The organism is Georgenia sp. AZ-5 (assembly GCF_043952095.1).
GTDB lineage: Bacteria > Actinomycetota > Actinomycetes > Actinomycetales > Actinomycetaceae > Georgenia.
In genome coordinates, this window is record NZ_JBINOU010000001.1 from 2723979 (window position 1) to 2743139 (window position 19161).

Annotated in this window: 15 protein-coding genes; 2 read left to right on the forward strand and 13 right to left on the reverse strand. The window is 70.4% G+C overall.

Annotation, left to right across the window (positions count from 1 at the left end; translation table 11 throughout):
- Positions 1–36: 36 nt before the first annotated feature.
- Complete coding sequence (locus ACF0H8_RS12765; protein ID WP_395289281.1) at positions 37–1098, forward strand: phosphatase PAP2 family protein; 1062 nt, start codon at positions 37–39, stop codon at positions 1096–1098.
- 201 nt (positions 1099–1299) lie between these two features.
- On the opposite strand, the gene ACF0H8_RS12770 is transcribed toward ACF0H8_RS12765, so the two are convergent.
- The 3 genes from ACF0H8_RS12770 to ACF0H8_RS12780 all read right to left on the reverse strand — a co-directional run bounded on the left by ACF0H8_RS12770 (position 1300) and on the right by ACF0H8_RS12780 (position 5792).
- A complete protein-coding gene (locus ACF0H8_RS12770) occupies positions 1300–2544 on the reverse strand; it encodes a heparan-alpha-glucosaminide N-acetyltransferase domain-containing protein (protein WP_395289282.1) in 1245 nt (414 codons plus the stop codon).
- Between the two features lie 523 nt (positions 2545–3067).
- Complete coding sequence (locus ACF0H8_RS12775; protein ID WP_395289283.1) at positions 3068–4486, reverse strand: M1 family metallopeptidase; 1419 nt, start codon at positions 4484–4486, stop codon at positions 3068–3070.
- Between the two features lie 418 nt (positions 4487–4904).
- Positions 4905–5792, reverse strand: coding sequence for an SGNH/GDSL hydrolase family protein (locus tag ACF0H8_RS12780; RefSeq protein WP_395289284.1), 888 nt, complete (start codon positions 5790–5792; stop codon positions 4905–4907).
- Between the two features lie 633 nt (positions 5793–6425).
- Here ACF0H8_RS12780 and ACF0H8_RS12785 point away from each other — a divergent pair.
- Positions 6426–7160 carry a hypothetical protein gene (locus ACF0H8_RS12785; protein WP_395289285.1) on the forward strand — a complete coding sequence of 245 codons (735 nt, stop codon included), beginning with the start codon at positions 6426–6428 and terminating at the stop codon, positions 7158–7160.
- Between the two features lie 51 nt (positions 7161–7211).
- Here the strand turns inward: ACF0H8_RS12785 and ACF0H8_RS12790 are convergent, their stop codons facing one another.
- The 10 genes from ACF0H8_RS12790 to ACF0H8_RS12835 form a co-directional block, all read right to left on the reverse strand.
- Positions 7212–7373 carry a hypothetical protein gene (locus ACF0H8_RS12790; RefSeq protein ID WP_395289286.1) on the reverse strand — a complete coding sequence of 54 codons (162 nt, stop codon included), beginning with the start codon at positions 7371–7373 and terminating at the stop codon, positions 7212–7214.
- Positions 7367–8002 (reverse strand): class I fructose-bisphosphate aldolase, encoded by a 636-nt coding sequence (locus ACF0H8_RS12795; RefSeq protein ID WP_395289287.1) that lies wholly within the window; start codon positions 8000–8002, stop codon positions 7367–7369. The genes ACF0H8_RS12790 and ACF0H8_RS12795 overlap by 7 nt, the downstream gene beginning before the upstream one ends.
- A 170-nt stretch (positions 8003–8172) precedes the next feature.
- A complete protein-coding gene (locus ACF0H8_RS12800; RefSeq protein ID WP_395290884.1) occupies positions 8173–9534 on the reverse strand; it encodes an MFS transporter in 1362 nt (453 codons plus the stop codon).
- A gap of 537 nt (positions 9535–10071) precedes the next feature.
- Complete coding sequence (locus tag ACF0H8_RS12805; protein ID WP_395289288.1) at positions 10072–11568, reverse strand: glucose-6-phosphate dehydrogenase; 1497 nt, start codon at positions 11566–11568, stop codon at positions 10072–10074.
- Positions 11569–11621: 53 nt separating this feature from the next.
- Positions 11622–12941: a M20/M25/M40 family metallo-hydrolase gene (locus ACF0H8_RS12810; RefSeq protein ID WP_395289289.1), complete on the reverse strand. Its 1320-nt coding sequence runs from the start codon at positions 12939–12941 to the stop codon at positions 11622–11624.
- A gap of 58 nt (positions 12942–12999) precedes the next feature.
- The gene (locus ACF0H8_RS12815) at positions 13000–14742 is read right to left on the reverse strand and encodes a multicopper oxidase family protein (RefSeq protein ID WP_395289290.1); all 1743 of its coding nucleotides are present in this window, start codon (positions 14740–14742) and stop codon (positions 13000–13002) included.
- Positions 14743–15085: 343 nt separating this feature from the next.
- Complete coding sequence (locus ACF0H8_RS12820) at positions 15086–15979, reverse strand: F510_1955 family glycosylhydrolase (RefSeq protein ID WP_395289291.1); 894 nt, start codon at positions 15977–15979, stop codon at positions 15086–15088.
- A gap of 79 nt (positions 15980–16058) precedes the next feature.
- The gene (locus tag ACF0H8_RS12825) at positions 16059–16697 is read right to left on the reverse strand and encodes a DUF305 domain-containing protein (protein ID WP_395289292.1); all 639 of its coding nucleotides are present in this window, start codon (positions 16695–16697) and stop codon (positions 16059–16061) included.
- Positions 16698–17086: 389 nt separating this feature from the next.
- Positions 17087–18214 (reverse strand): sensor histidine kinase, encoded by a 1128-nt coding sequence (locus tag ACF0H8_RS12830; protein WP_395289293.1) that lies wholly within the window; start codon positions 18212–18214, stop codon positions 17087–17089.
- Positions 18211–18924: a response regulator gene (locus ACF0H8_RS12835; RefSeq protein WP_395289294.1), complete on the reverse strand. Its 714-nt coding sequence runs from the start codon at positions 18922–18924 to the stop codon at positions 18211–18213. Before ACF0H8_RS12835 ends, ACF0H8_RS12830 begins: the two co-directional genes overlap by 4 nt.
- Between the last annotated feature and the right edge of the window lie 237 nt (positions 18925–19161).

A 19161-nucleotide genomic window follows, 5' to 3' on the forward strand; every position in this document is an offset into this window, starting at 1 on the left:
GCCGTCTTCCGGCCGTCGACGGGATACAACTTAACCATGGTGATCCAGACCGGGCCTGAGCGCCTGTCGTGGAGGCGGCTGTTCGGCGTGGGGCTGCTGGTGGCGTCGACCTTCGGGGGGCTCACCCTGACCACGGCCGCCCTGACCGGTCTGCCCCTGCGGGACCCCGAGGGGCTGTTCGGCCCGAGCTACGTCCGCCTGCCGTTGATCGTGCTCGGGATGATGGCGCTGGACGTCCTCCCCCGCGTGCTCCTGAGGCGACCCGGCGCTCGGGGTCTCCTCACAGCGACCCGGCAGGTGGTGCGCGAGCGGTGGCACGGGTCCCGGCTCGCGATCGTCGCCGCCGGTCTGGCCACCTTCTACGTGGCGTACGTCGCCTACCGCAACCTCAAGAGCTACCTGCCGTTCCTGCGGACCCACCTCGAGGACACCTGGCTGCTGGTCTCGGACCGCTGGCTCACCGGGGGCATCCATCCGGGGGACCTGCTCCACGAGCTGCTGGGCACCGGCGTGGCCGCCGAGGTCCTGTCGTTCGTGTACATGTTCTTCCTGTTCTTCGTCCCGTTCTCGCTCGGCCTGGCCCTGGTGTGGTCCGACCACCTGTCCCGGGGTGCCTGGTACGTCAACGCGCTGAGCTTCAACTGGATCATCGGCACGCTCACCTACTACGCGCTGCCCTCCCTCGGCCCGATCTACGTGGAGTCATTCCGGTTCGCCGACCTCCCCGAGACCGAGGTGTCAGCCCTGCAGCGGGGCTTGTGGAACAACCGGTACGAGGTGCTCGCCGACCCCCACGCAACACTGTCCGTGCACGGCATCGCGGCGTTCGCCTCGCTGCACGTCTCGATCGTCTTCACCGCCGCGGTCGTGGCGCAGCTCGCCCGCCTGCCGCGAGTCGTGCGGTGGGCCATGTGGCTGTTCGTCGTGCTCACCGCCCTGGCCACGGTCTACTTCGGCTGGCACTACCTGCTCGACGTCGTGGCCGGCTTCGCGGTCGGCGCGCTGGCGGTGTGGCTGTCGGCGCTGGCGGTGGGATGGCGACCGGGACGACCTCTGCCCGGCCGTGAGAAGGAGCTGCCGGTCGCCGCTCAGAGGTGAGGAGCGCCGAGCCGGCGACGTAGGGCCGGCGCCCGGCGCTGGCCGTGCGGCCCAGGTCCACCTCCGCACCCGCCTCGTGCAGCGGCCGCGCAAGCGCTGCAGGGCCGACGGCCGACGGGGCAACGAGGTCGGGGACGGGCAGCGGCATCGGCTCGCCCCCTTCCCGTTGTCGATCGACGCTGCTGGCGGGGCGGTGGGCGTTCAGGCTGGCCGCGGTCCGGTGCCGGCGGAGGTGCCCATGATGCGCTCGCGGGCCCGCGTCGTGGTCCACCACACCGCGTGCTCGAGCGGTCCGCGGCTGAACCGTCGGGTCCACAGCAGCGCGAAGGCCACCACCGCGAGCACCTGGAGGGCGTACTCGGCGGCGTCGTGCTCGGGCAGGGACACTGCGACGAGCAGGAGCAGGTGGGCGGTGTAGAGGGTGAAGGTCATGGCACCCGCCTTGGCGAGCGGTGTGAGGAGCCCGCCGACCATCCGGCCCAGCAGGATCGCCCCGCCCAGCACGGCCAGTGAGGTGCCGATCGTGTACACCAGGTCCACCGGCGTGGTCGCGTGGGGCGCGAGGACCGCGAGCCACCACGGCGAGGACGTCGGGAGGGTGCCGCTGGCTCCCCACACCAGCAGCTCGGCGTAGTCCTCGAGGCTCATGTTCATCTCGCCGAGGGCGTCGGCCTCGAGCTGGGCGCGCCCGCCCAGACCGTCCAGCAGGACCCAGGAGGCGGTCGAGGCGGCCAGGGCGAGGCCGACACCGATGGCCGTGATGCGCAGGACGACCCCGCGAGAAGACAGCCGGGACCGGCCCACCGCCATGCCGACGCACAGGTAGGCGACCCAGGGCAGCGCGGGGTACATCCCGGTGAGCAAGAGCTGTGTCGCCACGCCCGCCGGGTCGGCGAGGAGCTGGTCGAAGGTCGGGTTGACCTTGGGCCACGGCGGCAGGCCGGCGCGCCAGACGTGGCTCAGCACGGGGACGGCGACCGCCGAGAGCGCGCCCAGCAACGCCAGCCAGCCCACCCGCAGCCGCAGCAGCGGGATCGCCAGGACGAAGAGCACGGCGTAATAGGGCAGGATCACGGCGGCGGTGGGGAGCCGGACCACCGCGCCGAGCGCGAGCCCGACCGCGCCGATGATCAGCGCGCGGACCACCAGCGACACGGCCGCGGCCGTCCAGCGCCGTCCGCGCGGCAGCCGGTGACGCCCGCTGGCGAAGGCGATGCCCACGCCGGCGACCACGGCGAACAGGGCGGCGGACTTCCCGGCGGCGATGACCCAGGGCAGCGACATGTTCCCGTCGGGGGAGGCGGGGTCGAGGATGTGGATGGCCATCATGCCCAGCAGGGCGATGCCGCGGGCGATGTCGATGCCGACAAGCCTCCCGGTGGACCGGTCCTTGCTGGGCTCCTCGACCGCACCGGTCGCGGGATCGCACGCGTGCGGAATGTCCACGCCGACGGCCGGCGGAGCCGCAGGCTCAGGCCCGGCGTGCGGCGGCGTGCCCGGCCGCGTGGCCGACGTCGGATGCGGCCCCATCAACGCGCCGCCTCCGGTTCGCCGATGCGGCCGTAGCCGCCGACGACCACCCCGATCCGCCGTACCGAGCCGCTCACCGGCGGCTCCACACGGGGTGCGTCGAAACCCCGCCCATAGCCTGGCACTGCATGTAGCTCCGTCACGGCCGCCTCCCGTCTCCAGGCCGTCGGCAGGAGCCAGCAGTGATCCCCGGAGCCGCCGACAGTGCCTCGTGGTTTTCCGAGTCCGTCACGAAAGATAGATGGCACGGCTGGCGATTTGAGTAAAAGCTGCAGAAGATTAGGGCCGCATTACGGGGTGAAGGTTAGGGGTGACCGGGAAATCGTGCTCCCAACCCAGCATGTGTTGAGGACCCCAACGAGGCAGCGAGGGACCACGGTGTGCTCGGCCTTCGGCGACCGATGAAGGGAGCGTCGTGCTAAGAGGGCCTGGCACTCGGTCAACCCTCGCGCGCGCCGCCGAGGACGGAGGGCTTCTCGGCGGTGAAGAGCCACATCTCGAAGAAGTCGTCCAGCTCCTTTCCCGAGACGCGCTCGGCGAGCTTGGTGAACTCGGCGGTGCTGACGCGGCTCCCGCGCTGGTCGCTGATCCACTCGTGCAGGATGTCGAAGAAGACGTCATCGCCGACCTCGGTCCGGAGGCCGTGGAGCGTCATCGCGCCGCGCTGGTACACCGAGACGTCGGCCATGAGGTCAGCGCCGGGGTCGCCGATCGTCACGTGCCAGAACGGATCGTCCGGCGGGAGGGCCGAGATCTCGTCGAAGATCTCCTGAGCGGTGATGACGCCCTCTTCCTCGACCCACAGCCACTCGGTGTACGTGGCGAAGCCCTCGTTGAGCCACATGTGCCGCCAGTCCCTGACCCGCAGGAGGTTGCCCACCCACTGGTGCGCCAGCTCGTGCACGACGACGGCCTTGGCGCTCATCTCTTCCGAGAAGATGGCCGGGCCGTAGATGGGCCGGGTCTGGGTCTCGAGGGCGAACTCCAACTCGCGGTCATCGACGATCGCGCCGGCGGCCTCGAACGGGTAGGGGCCGAACAGCTCCTCCAGGAAGGCGATGAGGTCCGGCTGGCTATCCAGTGACGCCTCGATGACCGCACCGCTCGGCTCAATGCTCCCTCGGCCGCGGTTATCCTCGTCAAGGAGGTCCGGATCCACGGCGTCCCAGTACCGCAGCCCGTCTGTCGTGTACTCCCGCACGTCGAACTCCCCGACCGCGAGCACCGTGAGGTACGGGGCCATCGGCTCCCTCGCCCGCCACATCCAGGTGGTCCAGCCCTCCCTGGTGGCGCTTCCGGTGAGCACACCGTTGGAGATCGCCTCCAGGCCCTGCGGCACGGTCACCTCGATGGTGTACGCGGCCTTGTCGACGGGGTGGTCGTTCACCGGGAACCACATGGCCGCCGCGTGGGGCTCACCCGCCACGATGGCGCCGTCGTCGGTGTGCATGAATCCGGACGTCCCGAGCAAGTCACTCTCGAACGTGCGTGGCACGCCGTCGTAGGTCACGGCGACCTCGAACCTGCGGTCTTTCTTCAGGCCCTCGGCGGGCGTCACCGTGAGCTCTTGGCCGTCGCGCCTCCACCTGACGTCCCGGCCGTCGACGTTGACGGACCGCACCTCCATCCCGTCGAGGTCGAGGTTGAAGCGTGAGAGATTGTGGGTTGCCGTCGCGGTGATGGTGGCCTCGCCGGTCAATACGTCGGTCGCCGGGTCATAACCAACTTCGAGGTCGTAACGCCGCACGTCGTAGCCGCCGTTGCCGCTCTGCGGGAAGTACGGATCCCCTATGCCCGGCGCGCCCGCGGTGAACTTCGGCCGATCGTCCGCCAGCGCGGCGGCCGGCAGCGACAGCAATGGGATGATAAGACCCGCGAGAACCGCTGTGGGAAGTCTGGCCCGTGACATGGTTGCCCCCTCGCAGGACGGGCTGCCCCACCGTAGGAACGGCGCTCTCGACCGCACAAGCCCCATTCGTCGCCACGCTGGGTTGGGGCAGTTTCTGTTAAGGCGCCACCATGATGAAGTCGCAATACGCCGCAACAGACGACCACCGATCCGCCCAGGCCCAGGGCGACGCACCGCTCCCCCACCTCGGTCCCGTACCTGGGCCGTCGGTCGCCGCACCGTGAACCGCGTCGCGTACGTGTTCGGCTCAGACGGCCGGTGGCCGCCGAACCCGCCACCGGTGAGACGATCCGGTGACGACCTGGACCGCCGACCGCCTACGCCTGGCCGCCCGCCCCCGCTCGCTGAGGCCAGGGCGGTGCGGCGATCAGTCGGGGCGCGCCCCGGCCATCACCTCGTCCAGGTATGCCTGGGCCACCGCGGCCCCGATGACCGCGTAGCCGGCGTCGTTGGGGTGGATGTCCTGGTCGGTGCACATCCAGGTCCACGCGCAGATGAGGTTGACGTTCCGGGGCAGGGGCGCGGACTCGGCGGTCACGCTGAGGTCTGTGGAGGAGAAAGCGCCGCCCACGTCAGCGACCGCGGCGCCTACCGCGGCCGCCTCGGCGGCGATCACCGCGTTGAGTGCGCCCTGGAGCGCCACCGAGGCCGTGGCGGCCTGCTGCCCGGCGGCGCCGAGCAGCCAGGAGGCAAGGACCGGGTTGTAGTAGTTGAGCACCACGATGTCGGTCTTCGCCGCCGCCGTTCGCAGGGAGTCGAGGATGACGGCCAGTCCGGCGGCGTAGGCCTCGAGCGGGGCGGCGAGACACTCCACGGTGGCGCATCCCCCCCGGACGAGGGGCAGGATGTCGTTGGCTCCGACGACGACGGTGACCAGCCGGGTCGTGCGCGCGTGAGCGTCGAGAAACTCCACCGCCTGGGCGAGCTGGCTCCCCGCGTCGTAGCGGCAGGCGCCGCCGCCCTCGATCATCGTGACCGTGGTGGCGCCGGGGCAGCCCAGATTCACCAGTGAGGTCTCTGGCTCCCGGGACCGCACCGCCCGGAGGACCTCGTCCGCGTACCCGCCGGCAGGGTCGACGCTCGAGGCGCCCGGGGCGGGCTGGAACCCGGCAGCGAGGGAGTCACCGAGCTGCACGTACCACCCGCCGGCGCCCGCGTCGGGGGGCGCATAACCCTCCGTTGCCGGGACGACGAAGAGCAGAAGGAACGCCAGCGCCGCCACACGCGCGCCGGCGAACAGTCGGGTCTGCGTCATGCCTGTCCTTGTACCGATACCCCGGGCGGAGCCGGACTCCTGCATCCAGCGCGTCGAGCGTCGCGCCGCCGGAAATCATCGTCGCAACGCTGGCGCTCCCAGGCCACCGCCACAGGAGCCGAGCCCATCCGAGCCACCTCGCTGCTGGTCTGCGGCGAGGGCTCCGCGAAGTGGGCAAGCCAAGGAACTCGGCGTCACGATCGTCAGCCGGACGACTTCGCCCGACGGTTCGGACGCTGACCTGTCGCTACGTGACCGACCGGGCGCCCCCTCACGCCCGGTCGGTCAGTCTCCGTAACGCTCCAGTAACACACGAGTGGTCATGGTGACGCGGCCAGAGCGATGTCGTCGGCAGCGTGGTCGCGGCACCGCTAGAGACGGCGCAGCGCTCGCCTCCGGTGGGACGCCGCGTGGCGACACCCTGGAGCCCTCATGGTGCGAAAGCGCATCTACCTCTTCGTCAGCGGGCTCGCCGTACTCGCAGCGGGGGCGTGTGGTGGCAGTCCGGAAACCGGCGGCGGAGGCGGACCCGGACCCGAGCCCCCGGCGCAGCAGGAGCCCACAACCGTCGAACCCGCACCCACGACGGCCGAGCCGACTGCCGATCCCTCTCCCACAACGACAACGCACATCGTGCTCGAGGGAGAGAAGGCTCCCAGCGATGCTCCCGCCCCGGACACGACCAGCACCCTCGAGCCCGTCCCACTGTCTGATACCGCTCCACCGCCCGCGGCGAGCAGCACCACGCAGTACACCCCAGAGGAGTTTTATCAGGACTACAACACCGCCTTGCAGGTGGTGAACGGCTACTGGGCCAACCGCTGGTCCGACTTCTTCACCGGAACCTACAGCCCACCACAGCTCATCACCGGCTCGGAGTTCGGTACCGGGATGTACCTGGGCGGCTCCGACCAGATCCTCTGCGGGAACGGTGCCCGAGCCATCTTCCTCGGCCCGCAGAACGCCTACTACTGCGGGCTGCCGTACGACCCGGACGATGACTACCTCGCCTTCGACGTGAACTTCCTCTGGAGGGCCCGGGAGAACGGAGACATGTTCGTATACATGATCGTCGCCCACGAGTGGGGCCATGCGATCCAGGCCCGGCTCGACACCGCACTGCAACGCGTGGAGTACGAGCTCCAGGCCGACTGCCTCGCGGGCGCCACGCTTCAAGGTGCCGTCAACGACGGGACACTCGTGCTCGAGCAGGGAGACATCGAAGAGGTCAGCATCGGGCTGTCCGACATCGCCGACGAGGGTCCGTGGGGAAAGCCGGGTGACCACGGGAGCCCGGACCAGCGCATCGAGAACTTCACCACCGGCGCTGACAACGGCGTTCTCGCCTGCCTCCCGCAGTTGCAATGACCCTGTTGGTTGGAAGGGCCACGCGCCAGGAACGCGCGGGGACAGACTGATCTAGAAGGAGAAGCTGGCGATGACCCCGTTGTTGCGGGTGAGCCGGCCGTTGGCCTCCGCGCGGCTGTAGCCACCGGAGAAGGCCAGTACGCGGAGCACACTTGGGTGCTCGACGAGGTCCTTGTACGAATTGTCCTTCTCGGGCAACGTCAGCTTCAGCATGACCACCTGGTCGGGAGCCAGCCGGTCGAGCTCGGCGAGGAGAGCGGCCGTGAGTCGCTCTTCCGTCTCGGCCTTGCGCGGGCTCCTGATCTCGACCTCCGGCTCGATGATGGGCACCAGACCCGTCGCAAGAACTGTCCTGGCAATCGCGAGAACTGCTGCTCCACGACCGCGTCCAGGCCCGGCCCCGGCAACGTGATCACCGAGCGGATCTTGGTGCCGAGGACGCCGTGGTCGAGCGCGCCAGCCAACCGGTCCTCAAGGTCCGGGACCGGCCTCATGACCTGGGCGCCCTCAGCGGCATCGGCCAAGCCGTCGTCGATCTTCAGGAACGGCACGACGCCCTTGACGTTCCACAGATAGTCGACCGACGACCGCCCATCGATCTCCCGGTACATCGTGTCCTGGAACAGGATCGCCCCCAGGACCCGGTTCCCGTCAAAGCTGGGGCTGGTAATGATGCGGCTGCGCATCTGGTGCACCAGGGCGAACATCTCCTGTTCGCTGGAATAGGCGCTCTCCTCGATGCCGTACAGGCGCAGCGCGTTGGGGGTGCTGCCCCCGCTCTGGTCCAGAGCGGCGACGAACCCGGCACCGCTTCTGATCTTCTCGAACTGCTGAGCGTTCATCTCATCTCAGCTCCTTATGCGCGAAGTCCGGTTCCTGAAGACCGGGCGATTGTCGTGCCACCCGCAGGCCGGACCCACGCCGCGGGTGGCTTTATCCAGGAGGGTGAGCCCGGTGGGCCGGACGGGCGGCCCGCTCGTGGCAGGTGACCGCCCGTCCGGCCCACGCTCCCTCAGTGGTGGCGGTGGTCGACACGCGCCGACTCGGTGACGAGCCCGTGATCATGCTCAGCGGGCTGATCTACCTTGCCCGCGCGGTCGGCAGCCGACTCCCCGTGGCCGCCGCGGCTCGCGTGCCCGTCGGGGGCGGTGGAGCGGCGATCCAGCAGGGCCCAGGTCAGGACGGCCACGATGAGTCCGGCCGTGGTGATCAGGCCCCCGACCCAGTTCACCGATGTCAGGCCGAGGCCTCCGTCGATGGCCGCGCCGCCGAGGCTGATGCCGATGGCACTGCCGAGCGTGAAGGCCGAGATGTTGGCCGCCGAGGCCACGTCGAGGGCGTGCCCGGCGGCGTTCATGACGCGCAGCTGCAGCGGGGCCACGACGGAGAACGCGGCCACCCCGAAGAGGAACATCCCCATCACGGTGGCAACCGGGTTGTGGAGAGCCATCGTCATCGCGAACAGCACCAGCGCCAGGACGGTGAGGGTGCCCAGCACGGCGGGCATGACGGCCCTGTCGGCCAGCTTGCCGCCGAGGGTGTTGCCCAGGAACAGGCCCACGCCGAACAGCAGGAGCAGCGGGGTGATCCAGACCGTGTCGAAGCCGGTGACCTCGGTCAGCTGAGGGGCGATGTACACGTAGCTGGTGAAGACGCCGCCGTAGCCGAGCATGGTGGTCAGCAGCGCACCCCAGGCCGCCGGGCGCGTCAGGGCCGCCAGCTGCTCGCGCATGGTCGGGCCCTGCCCGGCCCCGCCGAGGTGGGCCAGGGCGTGGGCGTCCAGGCCCTCGAACTCACTCCCCGCGGCGCTACCGTGGCCGGTGTGGTGCCCTTGGCCAGTGGTGAGCGCCGCCGCGTGAGCGTGCTCGGCGTGGGCGTGCTCCGCGTGGGCCCCCGAGCCGTGCGCCGACACGTGCTGGTGGTCCTCCACAGACTGGTCGGCCGTGGTGGCGGCAGCGGCGCGTGGAAGGGACGCGAGCAGGCCCAGCAGGGCGATGCCCCCGAAGACCACCAGGGTCCAGAAGGTGTAGCGCCAGCCGAGGGCCTGGCCCACCGCCGCACCCAGCGGGGCGCCCAGCACCGTGGAGGCGGTCAGTCCCGAGAACACGATCGCCACGGCACGGCCCTTGCGTGCCGGGTCGACCAGCTCGGCGGCGAAGACCGCGGCGATGCCGAGGAACGCGCCGTGCGCCGTGGCCGAGACGACGCGCCCGGCCATGATCACCTCGTACGTCGGGCCCAGCGCGGAGATCGCGTTACCGACCAGGAAGATCCCGGTGGTCAGCAGCAGCATCGACCGGCGCCCGAAGCGGGTACCGATCGCGGTGAGGACAGGAGCGCCGACCGCGACGCCGAGCGCGTAGACGCTCTCCAGTGCGCCACCTGGCCGTAGGTGACGCCGAGATCGTCAGCGATCTCCCGAACGACCCCAGCGACGATGAACTCGTCGGCTCCCATCGCGAACGCACCGATGACCATCGCCCAGATGGCCAGTGGCAGCTTCTTCATCGGAGGACTCCCTCCTGTGACGCAGCGTGGTGGTGGCCGGGTCGACGTCGATCGGCTCAGCGCGCCAATGACGCCGCCGTCAACGGCATACCCCCCTGGGGTATTCCCGCGAGCCGCGGCCGGTCGAGAACCGTCCCCGGGGTATGTTCCCGGCGACGCGAAGGAGCTACCAGCGATCTCCGAGAAGCCGTTATGGCACACGTCATCCGCAGGCCGGGCCTCATCGCCGGGCCCTGGCCAGCGGGCTTGTCTATGCCAGCCAGCCCCTGCTCATCGTCGCCGCCCAGGAGGCCCCTGCCCACGCTCCGGCCGCAGCCGCCGGGTCATCGGCGTCGGCCACGCCCTGGCCTGCCTGCTCCACATCACCTGCAGCGCCGTGCAGGACCTGTCCCCGCTGCCTTGATCACCGCTCGCGCGCCGAGGGGGAGGCAATGACGGGTGCGCCGCTGGTCGACGCGGCGGGACCTCCGCGGAGCAGCCGAGGGCCGTTGCTCCCGGCTGGGTACTCCTCCAGCGGCACCGTTCCGGCCTGCCATGCGGCCAGGACCGGCTCGACGATGCGCCAGCATTCGTCGACGATGTCGCCGCGGACGGAGAGCAACGGGTCGCCCTCGAGGACGCCGAGGAGCACCTCGCCGTAGGCGGGCAGCTCACCGCTGCCGAAGTCGGTCGACAAGACCACTCGGTCGAGGGTCCACGGGTCCCCTGAGCCGTTCACATCCAGCTCGAGGTCGAGGCACTCCGGGCCGAGTCCCAGCCGCAACCGCGTCGGCTGGGACGTCCCCCGGAACCCGGCGGGCAGGTGCGGCACAGCCTTGAAGGTGATGAGCGCCTCTTTGCGGGCCACGCTCACCCCCTTGCCCGACCGGAGCCGGAACGGCACGCCCTTCCAGCGCCAGCTGTCGATGAAGCACGTGACCTCGGCCAGCGTCTCGGTGCCGCGAGCGGGGTCGACCCCCGGTTCGTCGGTGTACGACGGCAGCTCCCGATCACCGAGAACGCCCGCGGTGTACCGCGCCCGACAGCTGTGATGCTGCGGGTCCCCCGCCCTCGTCGCCCGCAGCACCTCGGCGATGCAGTCCCGGACATTGCGCTCCCCCATCGTGGCGGGCGGGTCCATCGCAATCAGGGCCAGCACCTGTAGCAGGTGGCTCTGGATCATGTCGCGCAGGGCCCCGGCGGAGTCGTAGTAGCGGGCACGGTCCTCAAGCCCGAGGTTCTCGTCGTAGACGATGTCGACCCGGTCGATGTGCGAGGCGCTCCACACCGGCTCAAAAATGCGGTTCGCGAAGCGGAATCCCAAAATGTTCAGCACCGTGCTCTTCCCCAGGAAGTGATCCACGCGGTGGACCTGTTCCTCAGGCACGAGCCGGCCGACGACCCCGTTGAGCCGGCGCGCCGACTCCGCGTCCGTTCCGAACGGCTTCTCCATGATCAGGCGAGTGCCGTCGGGGACACCGATCTCCTGCAGGGCGAGGCAGGCCCGCTCCGTCACGGCTGGCGGAAGGGCGAAGTAGATGGCAACCGGGGGCCGGCACGTAGCCAGGGCCCGGCGCAGGTCGTCGGCCCGGGTGACGTCCGCCCGCAGGTAGACCGACTCGCGCTCCAGCCGCCGCAGCGTGTCGGCCCCGGGGTCCTCCCGGGTGGGTGGAGCAAGGGATTCCCACGGCGCCACCTCGATGCTCGGCGCGACGGTGAATGCCCGGCGCAGCCGGTCGCGCCAACGCTCGTCGTCCCAGTCGTCAGCGCCCGCCCCGACCAGCCGCAGGTGCGGGGCCCCGCCGCTTGCGAGCAGCCGCCCCAGTCCCGGGAGCAGCAGCCGGCCCGCAAGGTCACCGCTGCCACCCAGGACCAACAAGGTGCGGACCCCTTGACCAAGAGTGGCGTCCACGTGCGCCATGAAAGTCTTCCCCTCCTCGTGGCCCCGCCGTCACCGGGCGCCCTCGTCGGACCTCAACCACTCGTGGCCTGTCGAACGACGTCCGTCATCACCGCCACGGCGCGACGGAAGTCCTCCAGAGGCACACGCTCGTCGTCGCCGTGGATGGTCCCGAGCAGGTCCTGGTCCAGGACCAGGGGGCACCAGCCGTACGCCGTCGCGCCGCGAGCCCGGAAGAAGCGCAGGTCTGTGATCGCGGGCGTCAAGGAGATGGTCGGCACGGCACGCGGGGCCAGCTCCGCCGACGCCCGGACCAGGGTCTCGTACAGGGGCCCTTTCCCGCTGACCGGACCGTGGCCCTTCTGCACGGCGGTGGCCACCCGCGCTCCCCGACGGTGGGCGCGCCGGTCCACCGCCCGGACGAAGGCCCGCACGTCCGTGTCGGGCAGGAGCCGGCAGTCCAGCAAGGCGCGCGCCTGCGCCGGGACGACGTTGGCCTTGTAGCCGGCCGACACCATGGTGGGCGTGAGGGAGTCCGCGAGGAGCATGCCCAGGCTGCTCCGCCTACGCAGTTGCGGTGCCACCGCCCGGGCCACGGCGCCGCCGAACCGGGAGGCCAGCGCACGGAGGACTGCGGCGAAGCCTCCAGAGGTCACTCCCGCCAGAGTCCCGAACTGCTCGCGGATGACGGGATGGACCCGTGGCGTGCCAAACCCGGCGACTGCCTCGAGGGCCCCGGCGAGCGAGACCACCGCCTGCCGGGACGGTGGCAGACCACCGTGCCCGGATCCGCCCTCGGCGACGATCTCCAGCCAGACGGCCGTCTTCTCCCCCGCCGCGATGGGGATCACGGGGCGCTCGAGCGTTCCGGCGATCCCGTACGCGCCCTCGCCCAGCACTTCGGGCGGCGGGCGCCCCTCGCCCAGACCGACGCGCTCGGCGTGGCTGTCGATGAGCCATCGGGCACCCTCGCCGCCGCCGTCCTCCTCGTCGGCCGTCATCGCCACGACGATCTCCCGCTCCGGTGTCCGGCCGGACCGGGCCTGCTCGGCGGCCGCCACCGCGTGCATGACGGCGATGCCCTTCATGTCCAGGGTCCCGCGGCCCCACAGCACCCCGTCGGCAACCTCTGCGCCGAACGGGTCGTGGCTCCATGCCTCCTCCCGGACCGGCACGACGTCGCTGTGGGAGAGCAGCACCAGGGCCGGGCGGTCCCGGGGGCCGGGCAGCCGGGCGACGAGATTCACCCGTCCCGTGGGAGACACCAGGGTCTCGGTCCCCAGGCCGGCTCCGGACAGGTAGGCGCCCAGCCGGTCGGCGACCTCGGCCTCGTCACCAGGAGGGTTGACCGAGCGCACCCTGACGAGGTCCCGCAGGAGCTCGACCGCGTCCATCAGCGGGCCCCGATGTTCTGAACGGCCCCCTGCTCTCCACCGTTCGCCCGGCGCGTCGTCATCGCTGCGCCCGCGCGCGCACCTCGAAGGTGAACATCATCCCGCTGCCCATGTGCTCCGGGATGTGGCAGTGCGCCATCCACCGTCCCGGGTTCGAGGCCTCCAGCAGCAGATCGACGGTCTGACCGGTGCGGATGAGCACGGTGTCCTTCCACACCAGGTTCGGCTCGACAACGCCGTCGCGGGCCAGGACCAAGAAGCGCTGACCGTGGACGTGGAACGGGTGGTGCATCGGATGGTCGGACTCCATCTCGTTCACCAGCTGGATCTTCACGAAGTCCCCGACCGTGAGAACCCAGTCGATCGCCGCGTTGGCCTTGCCCGAGTCCCGGTCCACGATCATCCAGCGCACGCTCGCCGGGGTCGTCGCCCGGTTCAGATCCGGCATCAGGTCTTCCCACTCGATGCCGTCGGCCATCCCGGCGGAGTGATCGTGCCCAGCAGATGCGGGCATGCGCTCGTGGTGGGCGGGGGCAGCGGCGTGGTCGTGGCCGGCGAAGTGGCTCCCGGGAGCATCGCCGTGTCCATGACGAGCAGCGGCGGACGCGCCCGCGCCCGTCGTGTACCCATGGCCGTGGTGACCGGCAGGCGCCCCGGAGACCAGCTTCATCCCGCACCGCGGGCACCGCCCCGGTTCGTCGCTGACTACCTCCGGGTGCATGGGGCAGACGTAGCGGACCGGCCCGGCCGGCTCCTCGACGTCCATCTCGGCCACCAGGGCGAGGTTCCTGCCTGGCGGCGCGTGCAGGCACCGCTGTGCCCGCTTGCGCTCGGCGGCCATCTCCGGGTTGGCCCGCAAGCTCAGGAAGATCTCCGCAGCGTGCCCGTGCCCCCCGCCGTCGACGTCGATCGTCGCCAGCGCGTAGATCCGCTCAGGGGTGACGTGCTCGAGGGCGAACGTCCCGGGCTCCTCGAAGAGCACGTCGACGATCATGCGTTCGGACGGTGCGATCACGACGTCGTCGACCCACTCCTCCCGCTCGTAGCGCCCAGCGTCGCCGCCCACCAGCTTCGTCCGCGCACCGGCCACCCGCACGCGGAAGACCCGGGTGTTGGCGGTGTTGGTCAGGTACAGCCGGACGACCTCCCCGCGGTGGGCTCGCAGCCGCTTCTCGGTCTCACCGTCGACGAGGAGGACGTTCCCGAACCGGCCCATCGCGGCGTGCGTCGGGCCGTGGGGGTCGAAGGGGGCCACCCTGCCGCCCTCGACGAGGATGTCGTCGAGCGTCAGGACGACCTCCCGGTCGGCCGGAGGCCAGTAGGAGGGGTCCGCCGGCTCCACCAGGATGTTCCCGTACAGGCCCAGCTCCTGGGCGACGTCCTCCCGGATGTGCGGGTGGTACCAGTACAGCCCCGCGTCGGGAAAAGTCAGGCGGTGAGTGTAGCGCCCGCCCGGCGGGATCGGCGCCTGCGTCTCGTGCGGGACACCGTCGTAGCGGTTGTCCACCCGCAGCCCGTGCCAGTGGACGGTCGTCGCCATCGCGGTCTGGTTGACGACGTCGAGAAGGACCTCGGAGCCCTGGCGCACCCGGAGGGTGGGCCCCGGGATCGAGCCGTTGTACGAGAGCATGGGCAGGACCGCGTCACCGATCCGCTTGGCCACGCCCTGGACGCGCATCTCGAACGTCCCGCCGGGACCCACGTCCACGACGGCGGGGCGGGCGGCCCCCGGCAGACCCATCGCGTCGGCCGGGAGGGCGTCCGGCCCGTGGCCGATGTCCGTGTGGTGGGCCTCTGCCACGACGCCACCTCCGTGCGCTGGATACTCCGTCGGGTCCGCCGGACGACGACGTGCGGCGGACGGCAGGCGCGTGCGCCGCCATTGTCTGCCCCGGCTGAAGCGGTGATCAATACCCGTCCGCCCAGCAACCGCGTCACCGTGCCCAGTTCAATGGACCGGCACGCCGCGCCCGACCCTTCTCGAGGACCTTGGTCGAGGCAGACTCCAGCCCTGGTGCTGGAGTCAGCGCGGCTGGAGCGGGGTGAACCGGTACACGCGGCATGGACGATGGCGTGATGGCCGCACTGGAGCCACCGCTTCGCTTCACGGACGACACGCACGCCCGGCGAAGGCCGGCGCGCTGCTAGTCCTGCGCTGCGGAGATGGACTCCCAAGACCTGCCGCCGTCCTCGGTGCGGTAGACCACCATGTTGAAGGCGGCGAGATAGGTGTCCTCGTCCACGGCGGTGAAGGCTTCGGGGGCTCCGTTCTCCGGTCCGGCCGACACCCAGCCGCCCCCTCCCGTGCGCCACAGCACCCCGGCAGCGTCAAGACCGACGACCGTGCTGCTCGTGTCCGTGGTACCGGGAAGGTGGTCGATGACAACCAGTGGCTTGGGCGGTTGGCTCTCTGCCGGCCGGAATGAGGCTCCGGCGTCCTCACTGATCGCCAGGCCATCGGCGGTCGTGGCCAGGACGCGCTCGGGTGAGGACGGGTCCGCGTCGATGTCGCGGGCCTGGATGACCGCCATCTCGCGCCACGTACTTCCTCCGTCGGCGCTGTGCTTGACCGCGCCGGTCGTGGAGTCAAGACCGTAGATCTTGTCGTCGACCGCCGTCAGGGCGTGGAAGTCGCTCTGCCCACCCAGAGACACTTCCGTCCAGGTCTCACCAGCGTCTGTGCTGCGCAGCAACCCAAGGTTCGCGGGCGCATCGTCGTCGGGCGCGGGGTGCCCGCTGGCTAGGAAGGTGTCCGGGCCGACGACGGTGAACCCCATCGTGTCGTATCGAGCCTCGCCCGCAGGGTGCGCCATCTTCCCCTCGAGGAAGTACAGCCCGTGATGGGTAGCGACGTAGACCCGGCCCTCGGCGGGGTTGAGGCCGAGATCGTGGATGTGCCCGAACGAGACCGCTCCCCCTGCGTCTACCCTCTCGCCGGCGGTGTCTTGGTCGGTGGTGGCGGGGGCGGAGCAGGCGGTGAGGAGCAGGCTCAGCGCGAGGACGGATCCTGGGCGCAGCGAGGCGGAGAGGGGCGACACGGCTTCCTTCGTTGGCGCGAGGAGACGTGCCGGTGACTGGCCTGAGGGAGGGTCCGTCACCGGCACGTCGAGGGTGGGCTTACAGGCTCTGGAGCATCTGCTCCATCTGCGTGATCTCGGCCTGCTGGTCGCCGATGATCTTCTGTGCGAGCTCCAGCGCCTGGGGGTTCTCGCCGTCGGCAAGCTCGGTCTGGGCCATCTCGACGGCGCCCTTGTGGTGCTCGATCATCAGCTCGAGGAAGCGGCGGTCGAACTCGGTACCGGAGAGGCCCTCCAACTCGGCCATGGCCTCCTCCTGGCTCATGCCGCCCATGTCCATGCCGCCGTGGTCCATGTGCCCCGTGTCGCCGGATGTGTCCTCGCCCCACACCTCGAGCCAGGACGTCATCTGTTCGATCTCGGGGCCCTGCGCGGCGGAGATGCCCTCCGCGAGGTTGCGCACCTCCTCGGACTCAGCCTTCTCCACGGCCAGGTCGGCCATCTCGATGGCGCCCTTGTGGTGGACGATCATCATCTGGGCGAACATCGTGTCGGCGTCGTTGTGCTGCTCATCTACCTCGCCTCCCGTCGACTCAGCAGTGGTCGTCTCCTGAGCCGCCGTCGTCTCGGCGGTGGTGTCGCCGGGCTCGGCTGCCTCCTCGCCGGTGCCGCAGCCGGCAAGCACGAGGGCGAGGACGACGGCGCCGCTGGCGCTGGTCAGGCGGGTCTTGAGCTTCACAGGTCCCTCTCCGAAAGCGGTCTTCATGGCCCTGCGAGTCAACAAAACCGTGAGGTGCCGCCGCCAGCCAGGACGGCGATCTTCATCGACTCTTCATCAATTCCATCGATTCTTCAGGGCTGGTCCATGCGGTAACTGGGACGCACGACCACACTCGGTAAAGCAGCGATCGGAGGTGGCAGGTGGTGGCTCAGGTGTGGCTCGTCCTGGCGTGCATGTCCGCGCTCTTCCTCGCCCTGGCCGTCTGGGCGGTCTCATCGCTCTTCCCGGGCCCTCGCCACGACGGCGGTGCCGAACACCCCCAACGCTGCCGCCCGCGGCGAGACGAGTAGCTTGCCGGGCACCGCGGGCTCCTACCCGTCACCGGAGCGGCGAGACGCTGACCCAGGTCAGCGGCGTTCCCGCTCGGCCACGGGGAGCTCGACGGTGAAAATCGCACCGCGGCCCGGTCCCGGACTGCTCGCGGTCACGTCGCCACCGTGCGCCCGGACGATCGACCTGGCGATGGCCAGGCCGACGCCCGACCCGCCGTGCGCCCGATCGCGCGCGGTGTCGGCGCGGTAGAAGCGCTCGAAGACGTGCGGCAGGTGCTCGGCGGCGATCCCCTCCCCGTCGTCGCCGACCCGAATCCGCACGCCGCCGTCCACCCGATCTGCGCCCAGGCGTACGGTGCCACCCGCCGGGGTGTGGCGCAGCGCGTTGTCGAGCAGGTTGGTCAGGACCTGGCCGATCCGGTCCACGTCTGCGGACAGGAGAACCTTCTTGGCGTCGTCGGGCATCTTCGCGACCAGGCGCACCTGCTGGGCGGCATAGCGGGCTGAGGCCTGGGCGAGCGCGGCGTCAACGATCTGGCCGACCTCGACCGGCTCCCGGTTCATCGTCAGGCGCCCCTCCTCCGCCGTCGTGACCAGGGCGATGTCCTCCGCCAGGCGGGCCAGCCGCGAGACCTGGTCGCGCAGCATCGCCATCGTCCCTTCGTCCGCCGGCACGACACCGTCCTGGATCCCCTCCAGATAGCCGTCGAGGGTGGCCACCGGTGTGCGCATCTCGTGAGCGAGATCGCCCAGCAACCGCGTGCGGGTCTCCTCGATCCGGCCCAGGTCGGCCGCCATCGTGTTGAACGCGGTGGCCATGTCGTCGAACTCCGCGCCCATGCTCACCGCTGGCACCCGCACCGTGTAGTCACCGGCGGCAAGCCGCCCCGCGGCCTGGCGGACGCGAGCCAGGGACCGGCCGATCCGCCGGGTCAGGAACACGCTGACGATCACCGACGTCACCAGCGCCGCCAGCAGGGCAAAGCCCAGGGAGTACCCCGAGGCGGTGGCGAAGGCCTCCTCGGAGTGGCGGAGAACGCCGGGATCCGACGTCCCGCTTCGTTCGATGATGTGGACGTGGAAGACGGCCGGGCCGATCACCGAGGCGACCGCCCACGCCGTTGCCGAGCCCGCGAGGACGACCACCACGATGGCCGCGAGGAGCCGCGCGGCCAGGCCCCAGCTCGCCCGCGAGTGGGTCATCGCCCGGGACCCATCCGGTAGCCGACACCCCGGACCGTGCGGATGAAGGCGGGGTCGGCCGGGTCGTCGCCAAGCTTGCGGCGTACATGTCCGACGTGGACGTCAACCAGGTGCTCATCTCCCACCCAGCCCGGTCCCCAGACCTCTTCGATCAGGCGCTGCCGGGAGAACACCATCCGTGGCCGGGCGGCGAGTGCGGCCAGGACGTCGAACTCGGTGCGCGTGAGCTCGACCGGCGCCCCATCGAGGTGAACCTCCCGGGCCGCGACATCGATCGTCAGCGGCCCGAAGGAGGTGGTCGTGTTCTGAGCGACTCCCTCCGATGGTCCCCTTCTTGGGCGGCGCAGGAGCACATGCACGCGAGCGACGAGCTCACGGGGGCTGAACGGCTTGGTGAGATAGTCGTCCGCCCCCACCGACAACCCGATGAGCTTGTCCACCTCCTCGGCACGGGCGGTGAGCATGATGATGTAGCAGTCGGAGAACGTGCGAACGCGCCGGCACACCTCGACCCCGTCCACGCCGGGCAGACCGAGGTCCAGCACGACCACGTCCGGGTCCCACTCCAGCGTAAGGCTGAGCGCATTCGCGCCGTCTCCCGTGGCCTGGACGTCGAACCGGTCTCGCTCGAGGTAGGTCGCCACCAGCCGTGCCAGCGGTTCCTCGTCCTCGACGACAAGAACACGAGGAGCAGGATCGGTCGGGTTCATGGGCTCATCCTGCCCGTGCCGCTGTCGCACATGCGGCAGCGTTCCGACCACTGTCGTCCCCGCCCGGACATCGGTGTGGCTAGCACGTCGGACCTGTTCGCTGTGCCGTTCACCCTTCTGCCCGGCGGTACGTGGGTGGAGGGCCACCCTTCCTGCAGGCCGGCGGGATTTTCGCCTTCATCAGATCTTCATACTTTGGGCCCACGTCGTCAGGTGCGGGCATGGATTGGTCTCGTT

Excerpts from the sequence above, each read along its gene's own strand:
- ACF0H8_RS12765 (WP_395289281.1), top strand. The coding sequence starts at position 37 with ATGGTGATCCAGACCGGGCCTGAGCGCCTGTCGTGGAGGCGGCTGTTC.
- ACF0H8_RS12780 (WP_395289284.1), bottom strand. The coding sequence starts at position 5,792 with ATGACGCAGACCCGACTGTTCGCCGGCGCGCGTGTGGCGGCGCTGGCG.
- ACF0H8_RS12790 (WP_395289286.1), bottom strand. The coding sequence starts at position 7,373 with ATGCTGAAGCTGACGTTGCCCGAGAAGGACAATTCGTACAAGGACCTC.
- ACF0H8_RS12795 (WP_395289287.1), bottom strand. The coding sequence starts at position 8,002 with ATGAACGCTCAGCAGTTCGAGAAGATCAGAAGCGGTGCCGGGTTCGTC.
- ACF0H8_RS12805 (WP_395289288.1), bottom strand. The coding sequence starts at position 11,568 with ATGGCGCACGTGGACGCCACTCTTGGTCAAGGGGTCCGCACCTTGTTG.
- ACF0H8_RS12810 (WP_395289289.1), bottom strand. The coding sequence starts at position 12,941 with ATGGACGCGGTCGAGCTCCTGCGGGACCTCGTCAGGGTGCGCTCGGTC.
- ACF0H8_RS12830 (WP_395289293.1), bottom strand. The coding sequence starts at position 18,214 with ATGACCCACTCGCGGGCGAGCTGGGGCCTGGCCGCGCGGCTCCTCGCG.
- ACF0H8_RS12835 (WP_395289294.1), bottom strand. The coding sequence starts at position 18,924 with ATGAACCCGACCGATCCTGCTCCTCGTGTTCTTGTCGTCGAGGACGAG.